Origin of the sequence: Oscillatoria sp. FACHB-1407 (genome assembly GCF_014697545.1) — a bacterium.
GTDB lineage: Bacteria > Cyanobacteriota > Cyanobacteriia > Elainellales > Elainellaceae > FACHB-1407.
In genome coordinates this window covers 112,826-136,413 of the sequence record NZ_JACJSA010000015.1, presented here as the reverse complement: position 1 = coordinate 136,413, position 23,588 = coordinate 112,826, and the positions used below count along the sequence as shown (strand labels likewise).

General features: G+C 48.5%; 23 protein-coding genes. 9 read left to right on the top strand and 14 right to left on the bottom strand.

Annotated features, from left to right (window positions below; all coding sequences use genetic code 11):
• Positions 1 to 35: 35 nt before the first annotated feature.
• On the top strand, positions 36 to 1,964 hold the full coding sequence (locus tag H6G89_RS22595; protein ID WP_190510628.1) for an alpha-amylase family glycosyl hydrolase: 1,929 nt from the start codon (positions 36 to 38) through the stop codon (positions 1,962 to 1,964).
• A 60-nt stretch (positions 1,965 to 2,024) separates the two neighbouring features.
• Here H6G89_RS22595 and H6G89_RS22590 read toward each other — a convergent pair whose 3' ends face one another.
• Complete coding sequence (locus H6G89_RS22590; protein ID WP_190510627.1) at positions 2,025 to 2,915, bottom strand: hypothetical protein; 891 nt, start codon at positions 2,913 to 2,915, stop codon at positions 2,025 to 2,027.
• Positions 2,916 to 3,084: 169 nt separating this feature from the next.
• Between H6G89_RS22590 and H6G89_RS22585 the strand changes: the two genes are divergently transcribed.
• Entirely contained in the window at positions 3,085 to 3,906 is an 822-nt protein-coding gene (locus tag H6G89_RS22585; RefSeq protein ID WP_190510626.1) for an alpha/beta hydrolase, read from the top strand.
• A 69-nt stretch (positions 3,907 to 3,975) separates the two neighbouring features.
• On the opposite strand, the gene H6G89_RS22580 is transcribed toward H6G89_RS22585, so the two are convergent.
• The 4 genes from H6G89_RS22580 to H6G89_RS22565 form a co-directional block, all read right to left on the bottom strand.
• The gene (locus tag H6G89_RS22580) at positions 3,976 to 4,716 is read right to left on the bottom strand and encodes a calcium-binding protein (RefSeq protein WP_190510625.1); all 741 of its coding nucleotides are present in this window, start codon (positions 4,714 to 4,716) and stop codon (positions 3,976 to 3,978) included.
• A 107-nt stretch (positions 4,717 to 4,823) separates the two neighbouring features.
• Positions 4,824 to 5,735, bottom strand: coding sequence for an AraC family transcriptional regulator (locus tag H6G89_RS22575; protein WP_190510624.1), 912 nt, complete (start codon positions 5,733 to 5,735; stop codon positions 4,824 to 4,826).
• A 316-nt stretch (positions 5,736 to 6,051) separates the two neighbouring features.
• Positions 6,052 to 7,155, bottom strand: a complete 1,104-nt coding sequence (locus tag H6G89_RS22570) for a tetratricopeptide repeat protein (RefSeq protein WP_190510623.1) — start codon at positions 7,153 to 7,155, stop codon at positions 6,052 to 6,054.
• 49 nt (positions 7,156 to 7,204) lie between these two features.
• Complete coding sequence (locus H6G89_RS22565; RefSeq protein ID WP_242060071.1) at positions 7,205 to 7,939, bottom strand: 16S rRNA (uracil(1498)-N(3))-methyltransferase; 735 nt, start codon at positions 7,937 to 7,939, stop codon at positions 7,205 to 7,207.
• 246 nt (positions 7,940 to 8,185) lie between these two features.
• Between H6G89_RS22565 and H6G89_RS35215 the strand changes: the two genes are divergently transcribed.
• Positions 8,186 to 8,434: a hypothetical protein gene (locus tag H6G89_RS35215; protein WP_309230083.1), complete on the top strand. Its 249-nt coding sequence runs from the start codon at positions 8,186 to 8,188 to the stop codon at positions 8,432 to 8,434.
• A 32-nt stretch (positions 8,435 to 8,466) separates the two neighbouring features.
• Here H6G89_RS35215 and H6G89_RS22555 read toward each other — a convergent pair whose 3' ends face one another.
• Both H6G89_RS22555 and H6G89_RS22550 read right to left on the bottom strand, forming a co-directional pair.
• On the bottom strand, positions 8,467 to 8,619 hold the full coding sequence (locus tag H6G89_RS22555) for an SDR family NAD(P)-dependent oxidoreductase (RefSeq protein WP_190510622.1): 153 nt from the start codon (positions 8,617 to 8,619) through the stop codon (positions 8,467 to 8,469).
• An 88-nt stretch (positions 8,620 to 8,707) separates the two neighbouring features.
• On the bottom strand, positions 8,708 to 9,250 hold the full coding sequence (locus H6G89_RS22550) for a tautomerase family protein (RefSeq protein ID WP_190510620.1): 543 nt from the start codon (positions 9,248 to 9,250) through the stop codon (positions 8,708 to 8,710).
• Between the two features lie 225 nt (positions 9,251 to 9,475).
• On the opposite strand from H6G89_RS22550, the gene H6G89_RS22545 reads away from it, so the two are divergent.
• Positions 9,476 to 10,468: a TetR family transcriptional regulator gene (locus tag H6G89_RS22545; protein ID WP_190510619.1), complete on the top strand. Its 993-nt coding sequence runs from the start codon at positions 9,476 to 9,478 to the stop codon at positions 10,466 to 10,468.
• A 161-nt stretch (positions 10,469 to 10,629) separates the two neighbouring features.
• On the opposite strand, the gene H6G89_RS22540 is transcribed toward H6G89_RS22545, so the two are convergent.
• On the bottom strand, positions 10,630 to 11,067 hold the full coding sequence (locus H6G89_RS22540) for a phage baseplate assembly protein V (protein WP_190510618.1): 438 nt from the start codon (positions 11,065 to 11,067) through the stop codon (positions 10,630 to 10,632).
• A 519-nt stretch (positions 11,068 to 11,586) separates the two neighbouring features.
• On the opposite strand from H6G89_RS22540, the gene H6G89_RS22535 reads away from it, so the two are divergent.
• Positions 11,587 to 12,240 carry an FMN-dependent NADH-azoreductase gene (locus tag H6G89_RS22535; RefSeq protein ID WP_190510617.1) on the top strand — a complete coding sequence of 218 codons (654 nt, stop codon included), beginning with the start codon at positions 11,587 to 11,589 and terminating at the stop codon, positions 12,238 to 12,240.
• Positions 12,241 to 12,294: 54 nt separating this feature from the next.
• On the opposite strand, the gene H6G89_RS22530 is transcribed toward H6G89_RS22535, so the two are convergent.
• Together H6G89_RS22530 and H6G89_RS22525 are read right to left on the bottom strand one after the other, a co-directional pair.
• Positions 12,295 to 12,963, bottom strand: a complete 669-nt coding sequence (locus tag H6G89_RS22530; RefSeq protein ID WP_190510616.1) for a hypothetical protein — start codon at positions 12,961 to 12,963, stop codon at positions 12,295 to 12,297.
• Positions 12,964 to 13,143: 180 nt separating this feature from the next.
• Positions 13,144 to 14,118, bottom strand: coding sequence for a tetratricopeptide repeat protein (locus H6G89_RS22525; RefSeq protein WP_190510615.1), 975 nt, complete (start codon positions 14,116 to 14,118; stop codon positions 13,144 to 13,146).
• Positions 14,119 to 14,641: 523 nt separating this feature from the next.
• Between H6G89_RS22525 and H6G89_RS22520 the strand changes: the two genes are divergently transcribed.
• Positions 14,642 to 15,847 (top strand): glutathione S-transferase family protein, encoded by a 1,206-nt coding sequence (locus H6G89_RS22520; protein WP_190510613.1) that lies wholly within the window; start codon positions 14,642 to 14,644, stop codon positions 15,845 to 15,847.
• Positions 15,848 to 16,199: 352 nt separating this feature from the next.
• On the opposite strand, the gene H6G89_RS22515 is transcribed toward H6G89_RS22520, so the two are convergent.
• From H6G89_RS22515 to H6G89_RS22505, 3 genes are all read right to left on the bottom strand, one after another.
• Complete coding sequence (locus H6G89_RS22515) at positions 16,200 to 16,778, bottom strand: hypothetical protein (RefSeq protein WP_190510610.1); 579 nt, start codon at positions 16,776 to 16,778, stop codon at positions 16,200 to 16,202.
• 108 nt (positions 16,779 to 16,886) lie between these two features.
• Positions 16,887 to 17,426: a hypothetical protein gene (locus H6G89_RS22510; protein ID WP_190510608.1), complete on the bottom strand. Its 540-nt coding sequence runs from the start codon at positions 17,424 to 17,426 to the stop codon at positions 16,887 to 16,889.
• A 23-nt stretch (positions 17,427 to 17,449) separates the two neighbouring features.
• Positions 17,450 to 18,784, bottom strand: a complete 1,335-nt coding sequence (locus tag H6G89_RS22505) for a hypothetical protein (protein WP_190510606.1) — start codon at positions 18,782 to 18,784, stop codon at positions 17,450 to 17,452.
• A gap of 517 nt (positions 18,785 to 19,301) precedes the next feature.
• Here H6G89_RS22505 and H6G89_RS22500 point away from each other — a divergent pair.
• Complete coding sequence (locus H6G89_RS22500) at positions 19,302 to 19,727, top strand: DUF2294 domain-containing protein (protein WP_190510604.1); 426 nt, start codon at positions 19,302 to 19,304, stop codon at positions 19,725 to 19,727.
• On the opposite strand, the gene H6G89_RS22495 is transcribed toward H6G89_RS22500, so the two are convergent.
• Positions 19,684 to 20,112 (bottom strand): response regulator, encoded by a 429-nt coding sequence (locus H6G89_RS22495; RefSeq protein ID WP_190510602.1) that lies wholly within the window; start codon positions 20,110 to 20,112, stop codon positions 19,684 to 19,686. The genes H6G89_RS22500 and H6G89_RS22495 overlap by 44 nt on opposite strands.
• A 331-nt stretch (positions 20,113 to 20,443) precedes the next feature.
• Here H6G89_RS22495 and tpiA point away from each other — a divergent pair, with 331 nt between their 5' ends.
• Both tpiA and H6G89_RS22485 read left to right on the top strand, forming a co-directional pair.
• Positions 20,444 to 21,169, top strand: coding sequence for a triose-phosphate isomerase (tpiA, locus tag H6G89_RS22490; protein WP_190510600.1), 726 nt, complete (start codon positions 20,444 to 20,446; stop codon positions 21,167 to 21,169).
• 483 nt (positions 21,170 to 21,652) lie between these two features.
• Positions 21,653 to 23,299 (top strand): CTP synthase, encoded by a 1,647-nt coding sequence (locus H6G89_RS22485; RefSeq protein ID WP_190510598.1) that lies wholly within the window; start codon positions 21,653 to 21,655, stop codon positions 23,297 to 23,299.
• Positions 23,300 to 23,588 lie beyond the last annotated feature (289 nt).

The following is a 23,588-nucleotide window of genomic DNA, read 5'->3' as shown; positions in this document are numbered from 1 at the left end:
TTTACCCTTAAATCATTTCAAAACAAGATCTCAATATGGTAGCTAATTCACCTGCCCAAATTTCAGCGGATCAATACGAAACTACCAATCCAGAAATTGAAATTCAACAGCTTACAACTGATCAAAAAACTGATACTGATATTGACTTAGAGTTTCTCTATACACGCGATATCGAGTTTCGCCAGGAAACCATTTATTTCATCGTGGTCGATCGCTTCCACGATGGCGATCTAGAGAACAGCGAAGGACCGAACCCAGACCTGTACGACTCGAATAAGGAAGATTGGGGCAAATACTGGGGCGGTGATTTGCAGGGAGTAATCGACAAACTCGATTACCTGAAAAATATGGGAGTGACAGCAATCTGGTTAACTCCATTGTTTGAGCAGGTCGAGGCTTTGTTTGTAGAACAAGCTGCCATTCATGGTTATTGGACAAAAGACTTCAAACGCATCAATCCTCGCTTTATTGCAAAGGATGAAAACCCGTCTCTAAATGCCACTCAAGACACTCGAAATACCACCTTTGATCGACTTATTGAGGAATTGCACAAACGGCAAATGAAGCTGGTGCTCGACATCGTTTGTAACCACAGCAACCCCGACTTTAGCGGTAAAAAAGGCGAGCTATACGACGATGGGGTTAAAATTGCAGACTTCAACGACGACAAAGACCACTGGTATCACCATTACGGTCCTGTGCAGGATTGGGAGGATGACTGGCAGGTACAAAATTGCGAACTATCGGGACTCGCGACCTTTAATGAAAACAATACCCAGTATCGCAATTACATCAAAGCGGCGATCAAACAATGGCTCGATCGCGGTGTAGATGCATTGCGAGTTGATACCGTGAAGCACATGCCAATCTGGTTTTGGCAAGAATTCACTGGGGATATTCAAATGCATCGCCCTGATGTGTTTATCTTTGGTGAGTGGATCTACAGCCATCCCTTAGACGATCGCTCCGTTGAGTTTGCCAACCACTCTGGCATGTCCATGTTGGACTTTGGCTTGTGTGTTGCCATTCGAGAGGCACTGGCAAAAGGAGCCGAGGCTGGGTTTCACCTGGTAAAAGACATCTTTGATGAGGATCACCGCTATTTTGGTGCGACTGAACTGGTGACCTTTATCGACAACCATGATATGCCCCGGTTTCAGTCGTTGAACCCTGATCCCGCCATGCTGCGAGTGGCGATCGCCCTAATTATGACGAGTCGTGGCATTCCCTGCATCTACTACGGCACCGAGCAATATCTGCACGACGACACAAATGGAGGAGATGATCCCTACAATCGCCCCATGATGACTCAATGGGATGCCGACACCGAGTTGTATCGTATGATCCGCCACCTGTCTGGTGTGCGCCGACTCAACCCCTCTCTGGCGATGGGAAGCCAGTGGCAAAAGTATCTTACTCCGGATGTCTATTGCTATAACCGCCGTTATCGTGATTCCCTTTGCTTTGTCGCGCTCAACCGTGGCGGCACAACCCTCATTCCAGAAGTGCAGACCGACTTGCCGGACGGAGAGCACACCTGTGTTGTGACGCGCAACAAATACACCGTAGAGGATGGCAAAATTTACAACCTGGAACTCGAAGAACGAGGTGTGGTTGTGCTTAGCCATGTGGGAGAGCGGGTCAAGGGACAAACGATCGTCCGAGTGCAACTTAACGGCGTGCAGACCCAACCCGGTGAAACCGTTGTCGTCATAGGCGATTGCCCGGAATTGGGCAATTGGGATATTGCTAAGGCGTATCCACTGGAATATGTGAATACCAACACCTGGTTTGGAGAAATTCCCTTTAACGAGAGCGCAGGCAAGCCCGTGAGCTACAAATACGCCATGCTCAGGGAGGGGCGATCGCCCCTGCGCGAAAATATCGTTGCTCGTCGTTGGGTTGTCGCCAGCGAAGGTACCGTCAAATGGCGCGATGTATGGGCATCTGGACGAGAATCCTAGAAAGGATACTGGTAAAGAAGGGGCGCGATTAATCGTGCCCCTTCATCCTTTATTTTTTGTTTATCGGTTATACCACTCTGATAACGTCGGTCCACTGGCGTTGCTGGTAAAGCGATATCGCGCTCCGGGAGCCAGAGGGCGAGTAGCGGTCACGCCCGTCTCAGGATGGATAATCACAATAGAACTGAAATTATTTCCAGTTAAAACTTGCTCATCTCCCGGTTGCAGGCGATAGATGCGACCTCCCACTTCATAACTCACCGCATAAAACATCTGGTTTGAAATGGTCGTCCGAGTTGGACCTTGAGGAATCGTCTCCTGACGAACAATGTTGCCATCAGGACATGACCAGCGATTCAATGTGCGAACATCGGCACAGGCTCCAATCGGAACGGCAGCATTCGCGCAGACTTGTTGGGTTTGAAAGGTGGAGTTTCTTGCTTGAGTCTGAACATTGTTCTCAAAATACGCATAAAAACGACCCGATTCGATCACATTGCGTCGCTCAAGAATCTCATACTGAAACTCATTTTCACCTTCTAAAACACGGAATCGTCGGTTGCTATGGGATGTGCCAAACTCAATCAAGAATGACTCTGAAATAGTGCCCTCGTCATACTCGCGATTGGTGAAGGGTTGCTCACTGGGTCTAACCCCTGGAGTGACATTGCGGATGATTACCCGTCGCCGTCTTCCGGGAGGAGTTTGTTCAGATTTAAACCAGGCTGTGACTTCTGGGTTGACCCGTCCGGGACACTCTCCCGTGTATTGAAAGGTTGTTAACGTGATGTCATTCATCTCGCGGACCCCCTCAAACACAAGCCCGATCTCTGCGGGCACTTGAGACTGGGCTGATGATTTTGACACCATTAAGGACAGTAACGATGCCGTGCTGATGAGTATGGCTCGGCGGGCAGTTTTGGTGGTGAGTAGCCGTTTACAAACTGACATCCAACAGTGGAGCATGAGAACCTCAGGTAGGTCTTGTAGGTAGGCGGGAAGCTTTAAATGACTTTCTTTAGTAAGGGATTGTACTGCATCTAGACTGCATCATAATCGGAGTATCGGATGCGATCGCCCTCCTAATTCTTTAGAAACAACTCAGTCATATCAATTCCAGATGGGCACTCAAAAAACGGCATTGCTAAATCGTTGGATCGTAGGGTCGTGGTCTTGGTGGCGACTGGGGCGATCGCTCCTGCTGATCTACCTGATCCTCTGTCTTTACATCTGGTTCACTGCCGATCGCAAAATCTTCCTGCCTCCTGCTGCCACCTACAGCCAGATGTCCGGTCTGGTAACGCTACAAACCAGTGACCAGGTATCGATCACGGCTCTGTATTTGCCAAATCCTCAGGCAACTCACACCCTCCTCTACAGTCACGGCAACGCCGAGGATTTGGGCATCATCCGCCCCATCCTGGAACAACTCCGGCAGACAGGGCTATCAGTGCTGGCGTATGACTATCAGGGCTATGGCACCAGTCAGGGCAGACCTTCTGAGCAGGGCAGTTATCGCGATATTGAAGCAGCGTATCGCTATCTGCGAGAGACATTGGGCATTCCGTCCGATCGCATTGTGATCCATGGGCGATCGGTGGGGGGTGGTCCTTCGGTTTATCTCGCATCACAACAGGCGATCGCCGGATTGATTCTTGAAAGCACCTTCACCAGTGCCTTTCGCGTCGTGCTGCCGTTCAACCTCTTTCCCTTTGATAAGTTCCCCAATCTGGCTCGTTTGCGGCAGGTTACAGTGCCAATGCTGGTCATCCACGGCACCGACGACACCACGATTCCCCTTTGGCATGGTGAAACCCTCTACGCCGCTGCTCCAGAGCCAAAACAGCACTGGTGGGTTGAGGGAGCGGGACACAACGATGTGGTGCTGGTGGGGGGTGCCGATTATGGGGCTAAGGTGCGATCGTTTGTGGATTCCTTATAGTCAGATCTTCAACTTCTCAGAGAAGTTGAAGATCTGGAGAGTTAGGGCGATCGCTTATCTGCACTCGTTTTAAATTAGACCAAAAATTTGATAATCCAAGACAACAGCTATCAAATCAGTTCCATGGTAAAGAAATGAGTCAGTCTCTCTCCCACCTGCTTTTTTGTAATTTCCATAGCTGACAAACAACCGCTCTGGAGATTGATAGCGATCGCCTAATTCAGGCCGATAATCTGAAATGACTGCGAAACCATTACCTCGATAGTAAACTCCAGCATCACCGTCACCTAACATGAATACATCTGCCCCTGCACCCCCTGTCAAGGTATCAAACTCAATTCCACCGCCAAAGCCATACAACTGATCATCGCCTTGCCCGCCCAGTAAAACGTCATTGCTAGCACCTCCAAACAGAGCATCATTCCCAGCACCCCCTGTCAACGAATCCCTAGCCAAGTCACCATACAAACTATCATTGCCACTGCTTCCAAACAGTCTGTCATCGCCACCGTTTCCAAAGAGGACATCATCTCCAAATCCACCATCTAAGATATCCCTACCGTTTCCTCCAGTCAGGCTATCATTGCCAGATCCACCAAATAAGCGATCGTCGCCTCCCCGACCAAACAGCCCATCCCAGCCATCCTCACCAAATATCAAATCATTTTTTTCTCCCCCAGTTAAAGTATCATCACCCCCATTGCCTTCGATTGTCCAAGGTTTCCACACTTTCCTAACACAGATACGACAACGTCTCTCTTTCTCCGCCTCAAAGATATTGTCCTGATCATCTAAAATTCGTCTTCCCATCGTGAATGCTCCCAAGTGAAAGATGCACGTTAGCTGCAATTGAGATGACTGTAATCAATTAACAAATTGCAGGCGAATATGATGTTGCGATCGCAAACAGGATCTTGCTATTTTTTGCGAAATTGTTGAGGAGACATGCCAGTGAATTGGCGAAAGTGCCTGGCTAAATGGCTTTGATTAGAAAATCCACAGTCCAAGGCGATGTCAGTCACATTGCGATCGCTTTGAAGTAAGAGTTGTTTCGCTCGTTGAATGCGTTGCCGAATCAGGTATTGATAGGGAGCCAAACCTGTCGATTGCTTGAACAATCGACAAAAATAATATTTGCTCATTTGCAACTCATCTGCGATTGCGGTGAGTGATATGGTTTCACTCAAATGCTCATTGATATATTCGATGGCTTGTCTAAGTTTGTACTTTGGTAAGCCATCTTCGTATGGCTTTAATACCTGCTGGTATGTAGTGTAATGCCGCAACAAATGGGCTGACAAAAATGTCGCAATCGAGTCGATATAGATGCGATCGCTCGTCTCACAATTTTCTAGTTCTGTTCTGAGATTCAGAATGAGATGATGGATAAGCTGGTCGGCTTTCATCAACTCTAATTCCAACTCAACGCGATCGGGATCAACCGTTTCGTGAGCGATCGAGTTGAGAAATGTAGGCTCAAGATAACAGTGAGTAAATTCAACCTGGTTACTCCAACACACACTATAAGGTAAGTTTGCAGGAAATACTTCGATCGCTCCATGGATAGAGTGATGCGGATGATATTGGACGTATTGCAAACGTCCATCTGAAATAAACTCAACGTCTACCACATGCGAACTACCTGGAAGCACAATAATGTGTTGTGAACCGGAGACTTCAGGAATTTCCCAGGAAGGTTGGCGATGAAAGGCAAGCTGAATATTGTTCCAGCCAACGTTATGACTGGTCAAAACGGGAGGATTTGGAAGCAGAGGTGTAGTAGCACCTTCTTGAAAGTAATCAAGATCTAGGGGCGTTTGAATTTGCATTGGTAAAGCTTCTAGTGAGTTGTTACTGGTCCTGATACCAAATCAGTCATCGCTCCCCAATCAAGCCCCATGATTAAGGATTGTTTTGATATTTGGTCATGTCAATTTTGCTTTTGTAGCTGCGGTTTTAACTGCCAGAATCCTTATTTTGAACTCAGGTTAAATCAGGTTAAATAAGTTGTCTGGAAGAGGGCTTTCTTTTACGCTAAGTTCCGCAAAATTAGGCTTCGTTTTTTCAGTAAACCATGACATTTATAACGATTCTTCTACAAGAAAATCGCCTTACCTCATTTATTCACCTGCTTCTTTTGCCAGGCTAACTCTCTTTGATAAAAACCAGACTGCTATAGAGATGAAATGCTTGATCCCAATAGCTTTCATCCTTACGAAACACATCAATGTGCGACTTAAAACTGCCGACTAAGGACAGATGTTCGATCGCGCTTTCAGCAAAGGGCGTGAAGTCTGACCAGGTCGGGAGGTTGGGCAATCGACTGGTTAGAAACTTATCCAGATTGTTCCAGCGAATTCGGTTGGTGGTTTGGGTCATGCGCGTCCCGTCGGATTGCGTCACGTCAAAGATCATGCCCTGCTGAAATTGGTACGTGCTATCGCAAAACCGCAGAATGCATTTCCGTTTCGGCAGATGCAAATCGACTAATTGGGCGTAGTCCTGCGTCTGTTCCCGACGCTTTAACTTATTCCAGGCTCCCACATCGATCACTTCTTCAAAGATGGGCAACAAGCCCTCTACCCGCCGACTCACCTCTGACCAATCAAAGGCAAGCGTGCCCAGTTGGTCGGCTTCATTGAGGCAGACGATTGTCGGTTGGGGGGATGCTGCTTGCAGGTGTTGCACTCGAAACACCCGGATTTTTTGCACATCGGGCAACGGGACACAAAAGGAGGAAATGCCTGCCTCGTTGAGTTGTTGACTGTAGAATTGCAATTCCCCGATCGCCCCTGTCCGATAGAGTCGCCAACTGCGTTGGGACAGGTGAACCCGTGCGGTGTAGGGGTCAATCTTCATGATGCGGGCAAAGTTTTGGGCTGCTGCCTGTCGGTCTTCACTGCTGACAGGCTCGACAATTAAAAACCCAGAAACCGAACTGTTGGGATCTGCCGTTGCCTGGGCGAGAGCCTCCTGCTGTCGTTCTTGTGCCGCAGTTTCGATGCGCTGTAACCCCTGTCGAGCCTGCAATGCCAGTTTGGGATTGCTCGTGCCCTTCAGCAACTTGCGATAAGCCGCTTCTGCTGCCTCTGGCTTACCCGACACTTCTTGATATCGAGCGGCGTAAAGCTGCACCCAGGGGTGATCGGGGGCAGATTTGATCAACGGTTTGAGTAATTGAGCCACGGTCTTGTAGTCTCGCTGTTCAAATGCTGCCGCCACTTGTTCAAGCTGAGCCTGGAGTGTCATTGCTAAAGGGGTGGGAATGAGGTCTTGAATTTAGCTTAAATGCTTTTGTTCATTCTGGCATCGACTCTAATACGGATGCTATTAGGGCAACGGCAACCAGCGGAGCCGTAATCGCCCGAAGTACCCGTCGCCCCAGGGATACGGGCTGATAACCCTGAGCGATCGCCGCCTGTAACTCCGCTTCCGTCCACCCCCCTTCAGGGCCAATGGCGATGGCAATTGCGGTAGCGGGAGTCAGTCGAGCAAGATGGCTGAGCAAATGGGGATAGTCTCCCCGTGCTTCACAGATGTAACGATTTGTTGTAGTCGTTTCCTGACCGAGTGCCTTCACAAAAGGGAGGGGAGCCGTTATCTCCGGAACAATCTGCCGTTCCGACTGTTCTGCCGCTTCCTGAGCAATGCGCTGCCACCGCTCTAGCTTTTGAGCACTGGGATTTAGTAATGTGCGATCGCTCACCACAGGAATAATTCGTGTTACCCCCGCTTCCGTCACCTGTCGCACAATGTCATCCATGCCGTTGCCTTTAGGCATCGCAATCAGCAACGTCACCGAAATGGGCAACTCCGTCTGAGCCGCGATCGCCTCTAATATCGTTGCCCCTGGCTGGGCTTCTGAGACTGAATCGGCAAGTTCCGCCAACCACCAGTGACCTGCGCCATCAATGGCAATGAAGCGATCGCCCGACCGCAACCGCAAAACACGAGTGAGATAGTGATGCTGCTCAAAGGTCAGGTTGAGACAGTTGTCTACCAGTTGATTGGGGACGATAGTAATACGTTGCAAGGGATTTAGAAAGGTTTTCTCTCGATCATATATCCCTCTCAATCAGCGCAACGGGCTATGCTTTAAATTGAACTCTGGGATTCACCAGCAAGATACAGTCATGGTTATTGCAGATCTTCGCTGACTCAGCGTGCAGGACTATCACCGCATGATAGAAGCGGGTGTGATTGCGCCTGACGAGCGAGTTGAGCTAATTGCACAGCAGAGGGAACAGCACACAGTGCTGCTGTAACTCGAATTGAGCGGGTGTTAAAAGCTCGATTGGGCAATCGCGTTCTCTTGCGGTTTCAAGATCCGATTCAACGCAATGACTATTCGGAGCCGAAATCTGATGTAGCGGTAGTCAAGATCGCTCTCCTGGACTATGAAGATCATCATCCTACTCCTGGCGAGGTGTATCTGCTGATTGAGGTGGTAGACAGCACGCTCAAGCGCGATCGCTCGCTGTTAGCTGCTGTCCAATGCGAACGAGAGGATTCTCTGAATGCCTATTGACAAAGGTGGGTTGGCGTTTCTGGATGTACTGATTACAGTTGCCAAAACTTTTCGAGGCGGTCGATGCGACAAGCCGCTACTGCCACTGTTGCCCCTTCTTTCGCCAGAGCCAGAGCCGTCGCTTTCCCGATGCCTGAGGAGGCACCCGTTACGAGCGCAACCTTTCCTTGCAGTTTTTGGGTCATGGGTTTGTAGTTTTATGGTTTGCAGAGGTGAGAATAAGAGCGGCGATCGCACCGTTGAAATGGCCGATTGGATGCGATCGCCCCACCCTTACTTGCCTCGACCTGGAGCATCCGCTGGATAGTGGTGGGTGTCAAACATCTGCTTCTGAGCCGACAGGAGCGATTCAAAATAGGGAATGCGCTCTGTGGAACCTTGTGTTGCAGCATAAATGTCGTGAATACCGACTGTGGCACCACTCACACCCCAATTTCCTTCGGTAATTTCGTTGATCAGAACCCAATCACCCGCCCGATTTGGGAAAGCACCATCAACGCCCAACACCTTTGCCACAACATCGTTAATGTCTTTGTGGAGTTGAGTTTTGGCTGCTTGGGGAGCAGCACCAAACGGATAAACCACGTCAAAAATAAAGTAACCGCCCGTTGGCACGCTTGCTTGTAATTTACCGCCCACAAACCAGGACGTTTTGGCATCAATTTCCTGAAAAATGATGTGTTCGAGAGAACGGGCAGTGGGATTATCATTACCAATTTCAGCCACTAATAGAACGCTAGCGAGTTCGGTTGCCAACTGTTCTTTCTGGGCTTGAGTAATGGCTCCAGCCAGGTGAGTGATTCGTAGCAAGGGCATGAGACTTCTCCTGAGGGAATGATTGGGTTGATTTCGATAAATGCGATCGCTTGTTGCAACCGTTATATAAAGACCGTAATGTAACACTCGTTATTGAGTCAAGAGTATCTCTATGAAAAAAAGATTAAATCGCTAAAAACGTCGTAACAAAGCCCTTTTGAAAACAAAAGATTTGTTTTCTGCAATCGTGCTAGGCTGATTTAGTCATATAGTGTCTTACTAGAAATGGGCAAACCGACCTCCTCTCTCTCCACAGCCATCAGCATTCGTCTGCCCAATGACCTCCTTCAAGCCATAAATGACCTGGCACTAGAACGGGGATTCGTGAATACTTCGGGGCGATCGGATAAGCGTGGACAGCCCAACCTTAGTGCCGTGATTACAGACTTACTTCGTCAGTCTGTAGAAGATGCAAGCGAAAACTCTCCAACGGAACTATCAGATAGTGTCATTAATGCTCTAGAACCCTTAGAAGATCGCCTTGTGGATCGCCTGACAGAAGGGATTAAAGAAGCAATCTCCATACAACTAGATGCTTTTTTAAGCGATTTAACAGAACGAACAACCGATGGGGCGTATCGATCGCCTGTTTCCAAATCGCTTCCTGCCGCAACAAATATAGCCGTCAAGCCTATCGATGACGTTCCAGTAGAAGACACCAAAACGCGCATCATGAAGGCAATCCATCGGGGCTTCCGCTCGCGTGGGTACAATGGTGTTGGAGTAGACGCATTGGCGAAAGATGCGGGTGTGACCTCTGGAGCGTTTTACGGCTATTTCCGCTCCAAAGAAGAGGCATTCTTGGCGGCAGTTATTGAAGGACTGGACGAATATCGAACAGGTGTAGAAACATTCCGTAAGCAGAATGGAGAACAGTGGGTGACAGCCCTTGCTGATTACTACGTAGGTTCTCAACATCGCCAAAATATCGCCTGTGGCTGCGCGCTCCCAACACTCTCGCCAGAGGTCATTCGTGCCAGCGATCGCGTTCGCAAAGGCTATGAACGAGAATTGGTCAAATTACACGGAGCAGTTGCAGCAGGACTTAAAGCAAAGCGTGAATCCGAAAAGCATGATTTGGCATGGGCAATTCTATCGTTACTGACTGGAGGGCTAACGCTGGCTCGTGCGGTCGCTGATGAGAACTTAGCAGAGCAAATATCCGACGCTGTGCATCAAGCAACCGTGGCGATCGCAAATAACTTCTCATCAAGTTAAACAGTTACAGCCTTATTTCCAAGTAAGTAGGTGGGCGTAATTAAACGCAGGATGGGAAGAAGGGGTGAAGGGGGATGTATCCCACACACCCCCCTTCTTACATTTATTTGAAACCACCTACTTACTGTCTCAAATTCGAGGCGCAAGATACGGGAACGGTCTCATTTCCGAATCAGCACCGATGTGTTGAACACTAACTTGAGCACACCTCTGACAATAGGTTGTTCCACCTGAATGGTGAAGCCTGGAGTACCTTCGGAGCGATCGAGAACGCAAGTCATCCCCTCAGACTTAAACACCTGCACACGGGTAGGATCATCTACCCTTACCCTGTGTGGCAGTTCGTCTTGTCCCCAAAAACACCCACTCCAGATCGGATTATCGGGGTCACCTCCCTCAAATTCAACCCAAATATTGGCACCAACTGGAGGAATAGCAAAGAACCCTACATCGGAACCTGCGTAAGGTACACAGGGTAGTGCCCAACTCTGATGCCCCGCCCCAAAAATAGCTGGTACTTGCACTTGAATTCGACCTAAATGCATTGGGTCTTTGTTGGCTACCACTTTGCCGCGATACTTGCCAAAAAATTGACGCATGAATGTCTCCAGTAGATGTTATACCAATTTGAATTGGCTTCACTGCACATGATTCCGTAAGGGCGTTTCGCGAAACGCCCCTACCCCATGATCTACCACAATCAAACATTAAATCGGTATTAGCTGCGGGATCTGAGTCAGACTTGAATGTTGGAATTGAATACACTCATCGTTAAGAAGATTCTGGAAATTAATTAAATAACAGGGGCAACGTCTGAACTGTACGGGTTTGGCAATGCCAAACCCCTCCACAAAAATTGCACCTTATTTAATTTCTATAACAATGGCTCAAACCCTGATGCTGGGAAAGCTTTCTGACTCGCCTCCGCCCCATCAAATGTGGTTATAGCTATAGCTATCAAAATCTGTAAGAAAAACCTATGCCCTGTATTCACTTTGAAATAGCTTCTATTCAAACTCGTAAAACTATCCGCAAGATTTTGACAGCGGCACAGGAATTAGATAGCCCCGTCGAAAGCACTTGCCTAAGCTAAAGGGGAAATGCATTCAAACAGACCTATGACACATATATTGCATATCGACTCCAGCCCACGCAGCGCAAGATCCCATTCTCGCCGTATGAGTCAGGAGTTTGTTGAGCGATGGAAACGAGTGCATCCAGACGACATCGTCACCTATCGCGATCTGGGGCACGATCCCGTTCCCCATGTGGATGAACCCTGGATCGCAGCTGCCTATACTGCACCTGAACTGCGTACTCCAGAGTTGTGGGAGGCAATTCGTATGAGCGATCGCCTGGTGGACGAGTTCTTAGCGGCGGATCTCTACGTCATTGGCACTCCCATGTACAACTTCAGCGTTCCCAGCACCCTCAAAGCCTATATTGATCAAATTGTGCGTCCCGGTCGCACCTTTGCCGTTGATGCAGAAGATGTTGACAACCCCTACAAGCCACTTGTGCTAGGCAAAAGAATGGTTGTGATTTCGGCACGTGGGGGCGGTGGTTTTGGACCCGGAGGGCAATACGAAAAGATGAATTATCAAACCCCCTATCTGGCAGCCGTATTTGGCTTTATCGGTGTCACGGATGTGACGTTTATTGACGTTGAGTATGACGAGGCAGGCGGGAAAACCTTGGAAAATGCGATCGCCCATGCTCGTCACCAAATCACCCAATTCACAGAAGGGGCAAGCCATGCCGTCGCCCCATGAGGATGGATGAGGTTGATATCAGGTGAGGCGATCGCTGCATACCTGGAATGAGGGTTACGAGTTTTTCAAATCACGTAACAGTTGCAAAATTTCTCGATTCTCTGCCTGTAACCCTTGAATCATTGCCAGTGCATTGCTTTGGCTGAGGTTATCTGTCACCGTTTGAGCCGCTTGTTCACCCCGGCTCATCGCCGTATTCACGCCTTCTTTGAAGGTCGTATTTATTTCATCCAACTGAGTTCTGATTGTGCGGCGGAGGCGACGAGTGACCCACCAGGTTGCCACTCCTGAGGCGATCGCAGAGACAACACTATCGCCAATTAACAAGCCCCATCCAAGAGAGCTAATCGTTCTGACAATACGACCTTCAATTTCTTCAATAGAGGAGTCGATCTCGCTGCGGACTCCTGTAATTTCATCTTCAACCCGCCCTGAAATCCCATCAATTTCATCTTGCACTCTGCCCTCAATACTGTTGATGGTGGTAGTTACACGCTGATCATAGGCATCAATCTTACCTTCGTATTCATCAATGCGTTGTCGATATTCGTTAATCGTGTTGTTGAAGTTATCGATGGTTTGATTAAAGCGGTTGGTCGCCTCCTGAATTGGACGCAAGGAGGGAATTTGGGCATTGGTACGTTGTATACCGATGACCCAGAAACCAACCACCAGGCAAACAATTAGAACAATGTTGAGAAACAGTTTAGAAGTTTTATACATGAGTTTCCCTGATTAGTAAATGATGAGAGCCTCTTGGTCAATAGGAATACGATGACAGGAGGATGGTTGCATTCTATCAAGCACTATCGCTTTGAGATTTTTTTGCAACACATTGTTTCTGGAAGGGCTTGGCAGTCAAGCCCTTACTCAAGATTTATAGCCACTGCTGTACTACAGGATTTATTGACCAGACTTTTGCAAACTGTAGAGTAGTCGGAGAGTGGGGTGATAATTCGCGCAAGATTGGAGCGATCGCCGCCAGCAGTGTAATGCTCCCTCCCCATCTTTGCCATTTAAATGCGCGATGCCTTCGTTGAGTAATAGCCCTGGATGTTCAAGATGGTGTTGATAAAGCTGTTGATAAATGGATTCTGCCTTTTGATACTGACCTTTTTTTGCAAGTGCATTGGCACGAGATAATTGCTGTAATTCTGGGCTGCGACCTGTCATCGATTTGAACTTGACGTAGAGTGCAAAGGGAATTCCCAGTAAAAATATCAAATTAATCCAAAACATCTTCACAAACAAATTGTGAGCACAATGATCACACATATAACGACGTTTATACGAGAAGCCGTATATGAAGATCAAAAAATAAAAGTAGAATTCGGTGTAGCCTTTGACTCGATCAAACATGCCACACTCATCACAAATCCGATAGGTATCACCTTTGGTGAGAGTGGGTTGGTTTTCTTTAAAAATACTCTCGCAGAAGCGACAGTAAATGTGAGATGTTCGTTCAAAATCTGTTAAATCGACTGCGGCTTCACATTCAGGACAAGACACTGCTCGGAGTAGATCTCCCTGACCCAATTGCAATAGATTGTGTTTTCGATTGGCGATCGCTTTTTGAGAGGTGATGCGATCGATTTGTCGCTCCAGTTCTCTTGCTTTTGAGCCGTTGACCTCAAGAACCAGTGACGATCCACCTGCAAGGGATTTTGACAGATTTGGAGCCAGGTTAACAGTTGAAGCAAGAACCAGAACAATACGTTGATCGCGAGTGGTAGTGTCGATAATGTCGTCATACTTCAAGACATCTTTGCCCAAAATAATGCTGTCATTGTTTGCACTTCCCTTTTTGGCAAATCCTTGAGCACGACCATTCGTGACAAAGTGAAATTTGAAAGATAAATCTGCTGTAGTGGCGGTCATAAAGACTCCTCAATTTAGCAACCTTAGAGTGCCCGGAACTGTAGATAGCTCCATAAATCGCTACATTCTCTCAACGTAGGAACTCAAATCCCTTCAGTTGTCTTGTTCTACTACAACGTTTCAACACGTTTTCCAGACTTCTACTTACAGGGCACAGGCAGATGGTTATACAGGTAGGTTTAGTAGATAAGATTTCTCCCTGATGCTTGACAAAATCTTTTAAGAGGCTCTTGGCGAAGGCTCAAAGTCCGCCAGAATTGGGGGATTTAGGGGGCTGAGAGGACTTATGTGTACACGGTAGCCCAAACTGGGGAGAGGGACTTCAAGCCACTTTGACTCCCCTTCTCCCAAGTGGAGAGAAGAGGTTGGGGGATGAGGGTTGAGTGAAGCTTGCAAAAAAGGTTTCCTGCATATGCACTAAGGAGTAAACGGCTATCACCCCTGCTGCCATCTGTCGCGTTTGAAGTGTAACCCCTACAATAACTGTTGTAAGTTATTGAGATCATTCAGGACACTCATCCGCATGACCATTGCTCCGCTCAGTTGGACAGAACTCGAAAAGCTCACCGACTTTCAAATCGACCCCATTAATGGACCCACCAATGCTCAAGCTCGGTTGCGTTTATTTGGTCACAGTGAGTCAGAGGTGCGAGTGACCCTGTACCGCGACAACCATGCCTGGTGTCCCTATTGCCAAAAAGTCTGGTTGTGGCTGGAAGAAAAGCAAATCCCCTACCGTATCGAAAAAGTAACCATGTTTTGTTACGGGGAGAAAGAGATTTGGTACAAGCGCAAAGTGCCCTCTGGAATGTTGCCTGCACTGGAGTTGGATGGGCGATTAATTACAGAAAGCGATGATATTTTGTTGGCGTTAGAGCGGGTCTTTGGTCCGTTAGGGCAGGGCATGGAAGATCCCAGGGTGCTGCCGCTGCGACGACTGGAACGACTGCTGTTTAGAGCCTGGTGTACCTGGTTGTGTTACCCCGTTGTCTCGCAGCAGCAAGAGCGACGCAGTCGAGAGCAGTTTGTAGAGGTGGTCAACAAAGTTGAGTATGCTCTGGCGAGTACCCCCGGTCCCTATTTCTTAGAAGAATTTGGCACAGCGGATGTGATCTTCACACCCTATGTTGAACGGATGAATGCCAGTCTGTATTACTACAAGGGCTATTCCCTACGAGAAGGCAACCCCCGTTTGTCTGCCTGGTTTGACGCCATGGAGAGCCGTTCCACCTATCGTGGGACACAGAGCGACTTTCACACGCATGCTCATGACTTGCCTCCACAGATGGGTGGTTGCTGGGAAAATGGTGAACCCCAGATGTTAGTGAACAAGCATCGGGTAGATAACGGTCCCTGGTTTGGTTTGCCCGATGTGACTTATCCAGAACCCGAAAACTCTCGCCAGGAAGCTCTCCAGCGCGTGATTAAGCATCGTGCCAATATGATTCGTGTGAATCCGGCAGATGATCAATTATTTGATGAAGCCTTACGTTGTGCGTTGACGTTTATGATGACGGGCGAAGTGTGTACTCCACCGTCTGGATCAGATCCGGCATTGCGATATCTACGCGATCGCATCAATGTACCTCGCGATATGTCGATCTATGCGGCTAAGCGACTGAGAGAAGCTTTGGAGACAACTGCTGCTTTAGCTGGAGATGGGCAGGGCATTCCGATTCCGATTAAGCATCGACGCGATCAAGACCCGGCTAACTTTGCCAGAGCTTGAGGGATGGGAAGTGGGGAATCGAGAAGGCTAAACGATAAAGGATAAAGGATGAGAGATCCAGCAAGATAAGGGATGAGGGATAAAGGGGGATGTCCAGAATTTTGTGTAGGATCTATGCTGCCTTCGCTCTACTCCCACCCGCGACTAAAGTGCGGGCTAGTAGGATAAAGTCTGCTGAAGCAGACTATCAGTAGCTTTCAGTCCACTTTAGTGGACTTTGAAAGGTAGCCTGCCATTGATGTGCGGGCGGATAGGAACGGTAACAGACACACTTGAATTTACATAGCCCTTTTATCGTTTATCCTTCATCCTTCATCCTTTCCCACCTCATTCTTTCCCACTTCATCCTTTCCTACGGACACGCCACATGTCCGCCTGCTCGTACGGTGAAGTCATTGTAGTCGCGATCTTGTGAAGGGGGTGGCACTAACAGCGACCCTGTATCATCCCAGCGCATGACGACTCCACCTGCCCCTAAATCGGAGGCATCCCCATCCAGACGCAACCGTCGGCTGTTATTGGGATTACGCGCGTCGATGGAATAGAAAATTCCCGCAGGTTGTCCATTGTAGGAGGACTCCAGGTAAAAGGCATAGGGCGTATTTGCCTCAAACTCAAACTCCGCTAGCGGTTGGGGCACACTGTTTCCAGGAGTGCCGGTATCATCGGACTGAGACAATCCAATCGGAGCACTATCGCTCGATCGCACCTCACGAATTAATGGAATGCGATCGCCCGTATTCAGATTGATTACACCAAAGGTCGATTGATAAACCCCGCGTGACTCGACAAACTCAAACTCAACTATCGTATCAACATCAAATTGAATGACCGTATTGTCGAACTGATCTTGAGCATAGGCAGGTGTTGCCAGGGCGATCGCCGCTGCTCCCATCACACCTCCCAACACCGTTTTGAATATGGTTCTCATGATTGCCTCTTCTCTCTTCACTCTTCGTTCTTCCCTCTTCCCTTTGTATAGACGCGATGAATTGCGCCTCTTCCCGCTTTATCCTTCATCGTTTATCCTTTGTTCTTCTTACCAGTACCGCACTCGCGAATTGGCTCGAATCTGGTCTTGCAGTTCCCGTTGGTTGCCGATAAACGTCCGAGTTTCTCGAATCAATTGTTGGAGACGCTGGCAGGCTGCACTGGCAGTAGGAGTACAGATCGGTGCTGTTGCCCCTCTAGCAAACCGTCGAGGACCGTTGTTTTGAGTGACCTGGCTGGATGAGCGGCAGTCTTCATAGGCTTCGTCGAGTGCCTGGGAGATGCGTTGGGCGATCGCATCCAAATCGGTTTCATCCCCAATGATTTCCCGTAGCAAATCTAAGCCATCAAGGTTAATCGGGATATCTTGAATGTCCCCTGGAACATCGGGTCCCTGAGGGTTACCCACATCTGGACCTGTAATATCCGATTGGTTAGGAGGCAATTGAGCCAATCTGACTTCAGAGGCGTGGGTTATGGGGTGAGTTAACCCCCACACCAGCACAACACTGGCGATCGAAAGGTTCAACATCCAACCCCGCCACTGTTTAGCTCGACTCTGCATTTGCATTCGCTTGATGTATTTCATCGCTTCTCCTGGCAGGTTTGACGTTAAAACTGGAATGAAATCCCTGTACCCAGCACAAACCGGGCACCATCTCCCGCCCCAGCAATGTCACGCAGGGCAGGCGTAATCACGAGTGGAAATCCACGAATCGGTGTGATCGATAACCCAACCGCCAAGTCTTGCCCTGTCCACTCCACGATCGCACTCACAGGACGAGCAACCCGAACGGCGACACTACCAAACACGCCAACGGTGTCTTCATCATCCGCAACCGCCTCTTCTGAGCGAAAGCGACCATTGCCAACTCCAGCGGTCAAGGCAATGCGACTAAACGGATCATCCAGATCGTCGTTCGTGCGGATGATTTGGGTAATAGAGCCGTACACGGTGTCCTCAAAGTCCACTTCACCTGTTGTTGCAAACCCTTCCCACCCAACAGCAATGCCTAATCCATTTGAGAATTGGCGGTGAAGCTTTGCATTCAAGCCACCTGTACCAAAGTCACGGCTGCCTCCAAAGCTCGCTAAGGTATAGGACAGCTGTAACCCGACTGCCTCTTGAGCATCGCCCAGTCCAATCCCGAAGCCTAGCGTGCCATCGGCTTCATCGGAATAGCGCGTTTCGGATTGAAAGCCAAAGTTTACAAATCCTGTGAAGTTATCTGCCCCAAACCCGGAGGGGTTAGAAATCGTCACCGCAGGCGACCCCTCAAACTCATTGCCAAAGTCGTCTGTCAGGTCTGGTTCGAGAGACTCTAACTCCTCCTGCAAATCCTCGATCTCACTTTGAGGTGGAGGAGTTGCCTGAGCCACTAGTGTTGAGGGGTCACGCAACAAAGCTGCCGATGTCAGGAGAATAGAAGACTCACTCTCAACGGGTGATGGCAGGGTGAAAGTAGCTTCTTCTGGGGCGATCGCCTCTGGCAACGGTGGAACGCCAGGAATAATTGCCTGTGCTACTAAATTAGCCTGGGGGGATGGCTCTGCTGTTCCAGGTCGTTCTAGAGCTAACAAGGTTTCCGGAGGGGCGATCGCAGGAAAGCGAGTAGATAGGGTGTCAGGCGATGACCTCTCGTGCTCGACAACGGGTTTGGTTGCGGTTGTCGATGCAGGTTGACTATCAGTTGCGTTTTGCCGTTCAGCCCCCGTAGCGGTCATCAAGGCTAACTTTGATAATTCGGCGATGAATGCCTCTGGGGATGCGATCGAGTCCAGTGACTCTGTTATCGCTTCTGGTGAAGCCGATACGGCTTCGGCTGGCTCTGCTGGCTCAGCACTGTCATCTAACAGGGTAGGATCTGGAGTGGCGATCGCTGACTGTGCCAAGTTGGTCGCAGTCAGGGTTGCCAACGTATAAAATACAACGGTTGAACCACGCATAAACGGCAGCGAAAATGTGAAAAGAACAACAATCTGTCAACACAACTCGCACCCCGTTCTCGTTTTGCAAATATCACAGTGAAGGTGACATGCGAAACATATAACTGCTACAATCCTCCCCCCCCCCAATCAGGATGTCTCTCCAGAATTCGACCCAATATTGCCAAAAACTTTAATTTAGGGAGGAATTTCGAGATTAGCCAGTCGGCATTGCTGGACTGAATTACAACGCTTCAGTCCACTAATGTCATACAAAACTACTTCAATTTTTTTTGATGTCAGTTGTCTGGCTAATCTCTATGAGAAAGAAATCCACCAGAAAGTTCCAAAGTTTCTGAATTTAGTACTAATTTCTTCACAAAATCCTGTAAAAATTGCTTTATGGCAATTGAGGCGATGATGGTTAGGCCGGAGTGCAGCGATAAAACCTCTGACTGGGGCGCAGTCTCCCCACCCTGTATCCCAACGCCTTTATGGTTGTCAGATTACGAATTTTGTCATCCCTGTAATTCAGCGTATGCAAGCATCGGACCCCACTCGTGGACAATTAGAGCGATCGCTCGCTCAAGGAATTGAGGCGTTATATCGCCGAGAACTGGGGCATCGACCCACAAAGGTGTCCTGTCGGATCTTTGATGACAAAATTGCGATCGTCCTTGAAGAAGCCATCACTCAACCAGAGCAGTTGCTGGCAAATTCAGGGCAGGAAGAATTGGCAGAGCAGGTACGAGGCGACTTAGATAAAGCTCTGCGTCCTCAGTTGGTTCAATTAATTGAAGAGACTGTTGGGGTATCCGTCACCGATATGCTGAGCGATGCCACCCTCGAAACGGGTCGCACCGGAACCATCGCTATTTTGTCGGCTCCTCCTCAGGTCAGACCTAATAGTGAGCCCAAGGTCAAGAAATCGAAGGCATCGGAGTCAGAAACTGGCGAAGCATAACTTCTAGATCATCGAGATCGTAAGGCTTATCAACATAGCCTTTGCACCCCGCGTTCAGTAACCGTTCTCGATCATCAGCTTGTGCCAGAGCCGTCACTGCAATGACTGGAATCGACCGGGTGACTACATCCTGCTTTAGACGCTCAATGACTTCAATGCCATTTAGATCCGGAAAGACTACATCCAGCAAGATCAGGTTGGGTTTATAGCAATGAGCCAATTGCAACACCATCTCTCCTCTGAGGGTGCTGATGCAGGTATAGCCAAACAGATTGAGCGCATAGACCAACAACAGCAGGTTGTCTTCATCGTCATCGGCAGCTAGTACCAAGGGGCGATCGACATGGGTAGTCAAGCCAGAAGTTGTAGAAAAATCCAAGTTCATGCCCTTCCTGCAACGAGTATAGAAGTTACCTTAAGGCAGTTAAAGAGCGAGGCACTTCTAAAGCGGCAAATGGCGCTGAATTAAATGGCTCGGGAGTCTAGCGAAGGATTATTGACAAGAAGAAATTACAATTTGCAAACAATAATTTATTTCTTGAAACGTAACTCTAAAACCAGCAATACTGTCTTCTACTACATCTTACCCCAGGCATAGAGGAACAGAACACATGACTTGATCCGGCTTTTACCTCAACTAAATGATAGATTGATCCCTCTAAGCCTTAAACTGTAGGATGCATTCTTAATCGTTTTAACCCTACATTCATCGACTTGTGAGCAAAACTGTCATCGCTGGTAACTGGAAAATGTTTAAAACTCAAGCAGAGACGCTTGAGTTTCTACAAGGATTTTTGGGACACCTGAACGACACCCCTGACGACCGGGAGATTGTATTATGTGTTCCCTTTACAGCGTTGGGCGTCTTGTCTAAGAATCTGCACGGCAGTCGGGTCAAGATCGGTGCCCAAAATGTCCACTGGGAAGACTCAGGAGCCTATACAGGCGAGATCTCAGCACCGATGTTAGTTGAGGTTGGAGTGCGATATGTCGTCATTGGGCATAGTGAACGTAGGCAATATTTTGGTGAAACCGACCAGACCGTCAACCTCCGGCTCAAAGCGGCACAAAAACATGGGTTAATCCCCATCCTCTGTGTGGGCGAAACCAAAGAACAGCGCGGTGCAGGTGAAACGGAATCCCTGATTACTCTGCAACTGAAGCAGGACTTGGTGGATATTGATCAGAGTAACCTGGTCATCGCTTATGAACCGATTTGGGCGATCGGCACTGGAGATACCTGTGAAGCAAAAGAAGCCAACCGAATTATTGGGTTGATTCGCAGCCAATTGAGCAACCCAGAGGTGCCGATCCAATATGGTGGCTCTGTCAAACCAGAAAATATTGATGAGATTATGGCTCAACCCGAAATTAATGGAGCTTTAGTTGGTGGAGCTAGCCTCTCGCCGGAGGGTTTTGCCCGCATTGTTAACTATCAATAACCGCCAGGTGCTTAACCCGAATTGACGTTCACTCATAGGTGACGTAAATCACTGTTTTGTGGTTACTCCATCACTTCAACAGGGTGCTAACATCACCTGGTTTTGCGCTGGGTATCACCCCTAAACCCTGAAAAGTTTTGGATGATAGACCCATAAGCCCCAGGAGGTGTCCTATGGAACGCAGCAACTCTTGCTCTGAATTTGCCCTATTTGCCGAATCTGCTCTTGGCATCCTTGGCTTCGTCCTACTCATCTGCTTGCTTTAAGGAGATTTCCAGAAACCAAAATATCTGTAAGGGCGTTTCGCGAAACGCTCCTACCGGAAACCGATTGGTAGATTTTTTCTCAGAAATCTCCTAAGTGGAATTTACGCACAAAACAACAAACGACGAAGAAAACAGAATTGTTTGATGGCGGTAGCGAGTCCTTATGCCACAATGAATGGGTTGCATTTGGGTCTGGGCGATCGGACTTTTTGTTTCTATGAATAAGTTTGTATTTGTGACAGGTGGTGTAGTCTCTAGCATCGGTAAGGGGATCGTAGCAGCGAGCTTAGGACGGTTGTTAAAGTCGCGCGATTATTCTGTCTCAATACTCAAGCTTGACCCTTACATTAACGTTGATCCGGGTACGATGAGTCCGTTTCAGCATGGTGAAGTGTTTGTCACTGAAGACGGGGCTGAGACGGATTTAGACCTGGGGCATTATGAACGATTTACCAATACCTCAATGTCGCGGCTCAATAGTGTCACCACTGGCTCTATTTATCAGGCGGTCATTAATAAAGAGCGTCGGGGCGACTATAACGGAGGAACGGTTCAAGTTATTCCGCATATCACCAATGAGATTAAGGAGCGGATCTTGCGGGTTGCAAGAAACACGAATCCCGATGTCGTCATTATCGAAATTGGTGGCACGGTTGGTGATATTGAGTCGTTACCTTTTCTGGAAGCCATTCGGCAGTTTCGCAAAGAGGTCGGTCGCAAGAATGTCATCTACATGCATGTGACGTTGTTGCCGTGGATTCCTTCAGCAGGGGAAATGAAAACTAAGCCCACGCAGCACTCAGTAAAGGAATTGCGATCGATTGGGATTCAACCTGATTTGCTGATTTGTCGGTGTGATCGCCCCATTCTGCCGGGGTTAAAGGAAAAACTCTCTGGCTTTTGTGATGTGCCCGTTGAGTGTGTGATTACGGCTCAAGATGCTGCCAGCATTTATGAAGTGCCTCTGAAGTTAGAGGAGGAAGGATTGGCATATCAAGCTCTAGAGTTGTTGCAATTACCTCAGCGACAACCTGACCTGGAGCAATGGAAGACACTGGTTGATCGGCTCTATCGCCCAACAACCTCGCTTGAAATTGCCATTGTGGGTAAGTATGTGCGCTTGAGTGATGCTTATCTGTCGGTCGTGGAGTCACTACGCCATGCGGGGATTGCAGCGGAAACAGAGATCAATATTCGCTGGATTAACTCTGAAGAGATCAAACCTCACACGGTTGACCATTATCTCAATGGGGTTCATGGCATTGTTGTGCCGGGTGGTTTTGGTCATCGAGGTATTGATGGCAAGATTACTGCAATTCAGTATGCACGCGATCGCCAAATTCCCTTCCTGGGGCTATGTTTGGGGATGCAATGTTCAGTGATTGAATGGGCACGCCATGTCGCTCAACTGGATAATGCAGACAGTGCCGAGTTTGATCCGGATTGTACAAACCCGGTGATCAACCTCCTGCCAGAACAGCAAGATGTTGTTGATTTGGGTGGTACGATGCGGTTGGGTTTGTATCCCTGTCGGATCACCCCCAATACGTTAGCCGAACGGCTTTATCAAGAAGAGGTAATTTACGAGCGGCATCGTCACCGTTATGAATTTAACAACGCCTATCGCAACCTCTTTATTGAGTCGGGCTACGTCATTAGTGGGCTTTCGCCAGATGGTCGTTTGGTAGAGATTATTGAACTGCCAAACCATCCATTTTTTATTGCGACTCAGTTTCATCCAGAGCTTCAGTCTCGTCCTGACAAGCCTCACCCACTCTTTAAGGGGCTTGTGACCGTAGCCAACAAGCTGGCAAAATCCTCGGAATGGCAAGACGCTCCACTTCCTGCTGAGATCAGCTATTAGGGCAGAAGCCAGCACCCACAAAACGTGAGTTCGGGATAAGGGGTTTGGCGGTTGAAACCGCAGCTATCCAGTCGCTCGCGAATTGATTCGCCAGATGCTTAACCCGAATTGACGTTCAATATAGCAGTCCTATCTGATTTGTGAAAAAGGTGATTTGTGAAAGTGCCCGCCCGACGGGCGGGCACTTTCACAAATCATTTAGGGTTGCTATAACATGAGCGACTTTGTGGAGGGGTTTAGCCATGTCAACCCCTCCACAAAAATTGCATTAATCCTCAGTACAACTCGT

Excerpts from the sequence above, each read along its gene's own strand:
- H6G89_RS22595 (WP_190510628.1), top strand. The coding sequence starts at position 36 with ATGGTAGCTAATTCACCTGCCCAAATTTCAGCGGATCAATACGAAACT.
- H6G89_RS22590 (WP_190510627.1), bottom strand. The coding sequence starts at position 2,915 with ATGTCAGTTTGTAAACGGCTACTCACCACCAAAACTGCCCGCCGAGCC.
- H6G89_RS22585 (WP_190510626.1), top strand. The coding sequence starts at position 3,085 with ATGGGCACTCAAAAAACGGCATTGCTAAATCGTTGGATCGTAGGGTCG.
- H6G89_RS22580 (WP_190510625.1), bottom strand. The coding sequence starts at position 4,716 with ATGGGAAGACGAATTTTAGATGATCAGGACAATATCTTTGAGGCGGAG.
- H6G89_RS22575 (WP_190510624.1), bottom strand. The coding sequence starts at position 5,735 with ATGCAAATTCAAACGCCCCTAGATCTTGATTACTTTCAAGAAGGTGCT.
- H6G89_RS22570 (WP_190510623.1), bottom strand. The coding sequence starts at position 7,155 with ATGACACTCCAGGCTCAGCTTGAACAAGTGGCGGCAGCATTTGAACAG.
- H6G89_RS22555 (WP_190510622.1), bottom strand. The coding sequence starts at position 8,619 with ATGACCCAAAAACTGCAAGGAAAGGTTGCGCTCGTAACGGGTGCCTCC.
- H6G89_RS22550 (WP_190510620.1), bottom strand. The coding sequence starts at position 9,250 with ATGCCCTTGCTACGAATCACTCACCTGGCTGGAGCCATTACTCAAGCC.
- H6G89_RS22545 (WP_190510619.1), top strand. The coding sequence starts at position 9,476 with ATGGGCAAACCGACCTCCTCTCTCTCCACAGCCATCAGCATTCGTCTG.
- H6G89_RS22540 (WP_190510618.1), bottom strand. The coding sequence starts at position 11,067 with ATGCGTCAATTTTTTGGCAAGTATCGCGGCAAAGTGGTAGCCAACAAA.
- H6G89_RS22535 (WP_190510617.1), top strand. The coding sequence starts at position 11,587 with ATGACACATATATTGCATATCGACTCCAGCCCACGCAGCGCAAGATCC.
- H6G89_RS22530 (WP_190510616.1), bottom strand. The coding sequence starts at position 12,963 with ATGTATAAAACTTCTAAACTGTTTCTCAACATTGTTCTAATTGTTTGC.
- H6G89_RS22525 (WP_190510615.1), bottom strand. The coding sequence starts at position 14,118 with ATGACCGCCACTACAGCAGATTTATCTTTCAAATTTCACTTTGTCACG.
- H6G89_RS22520 (WP_190510613.1), top strand. The coding sequence starts at position 14,642 with ATGACCATTGCTCCGCTCAGTTGGACAGAACTCGAAAAGCTCACCGAC.
- H6G89_RS22515 (WP_190510610.1), bottom strand. The coding sequence starts at position 16,778 with ATGAGAACCATATTCAAAACGGTGTTGGGAGGTGTGATGGGAGCAGCG.
- H6G89_RS22510 (WP_190510608.1), bottom strand. The coding sequence starts at position 17,426 with ATGAAATACATCAAGCGAATGCAAATGCAGAGTCGAGCTAAACAGTGG.
- H6G89_RS22505 (WP_190510606.1), bottom strand. The coding sequence starts at position 18,784 with ATGCGTGGTTCAACCGTTGTATTTTATACGTTGGCAACCCTGACTGCG.
- H6G89_RS22500 (WP_190510604.1), top strand. The coding sequence starts at position 19,302 with ATGCAAGCATCGGACCCCACTCGTGGACAATTAGAGCGATCGCTCGCT.
- H6G89_RS22495 (WP_190510602.1), bottom strand. The coding sequence starts at position 20,112 with ATGAACTTGGATTTTTCTACAACTTCTGGCTTGACTACCCATGTCGAT.
- H6G89_RS22485 (WP_190510598.1), top strand. The coding sequence starts at position 21,653 with ATGAATAAGTTTGTATTTGTGACAGGTGGTGTAGTCTCTAGCATCGGT.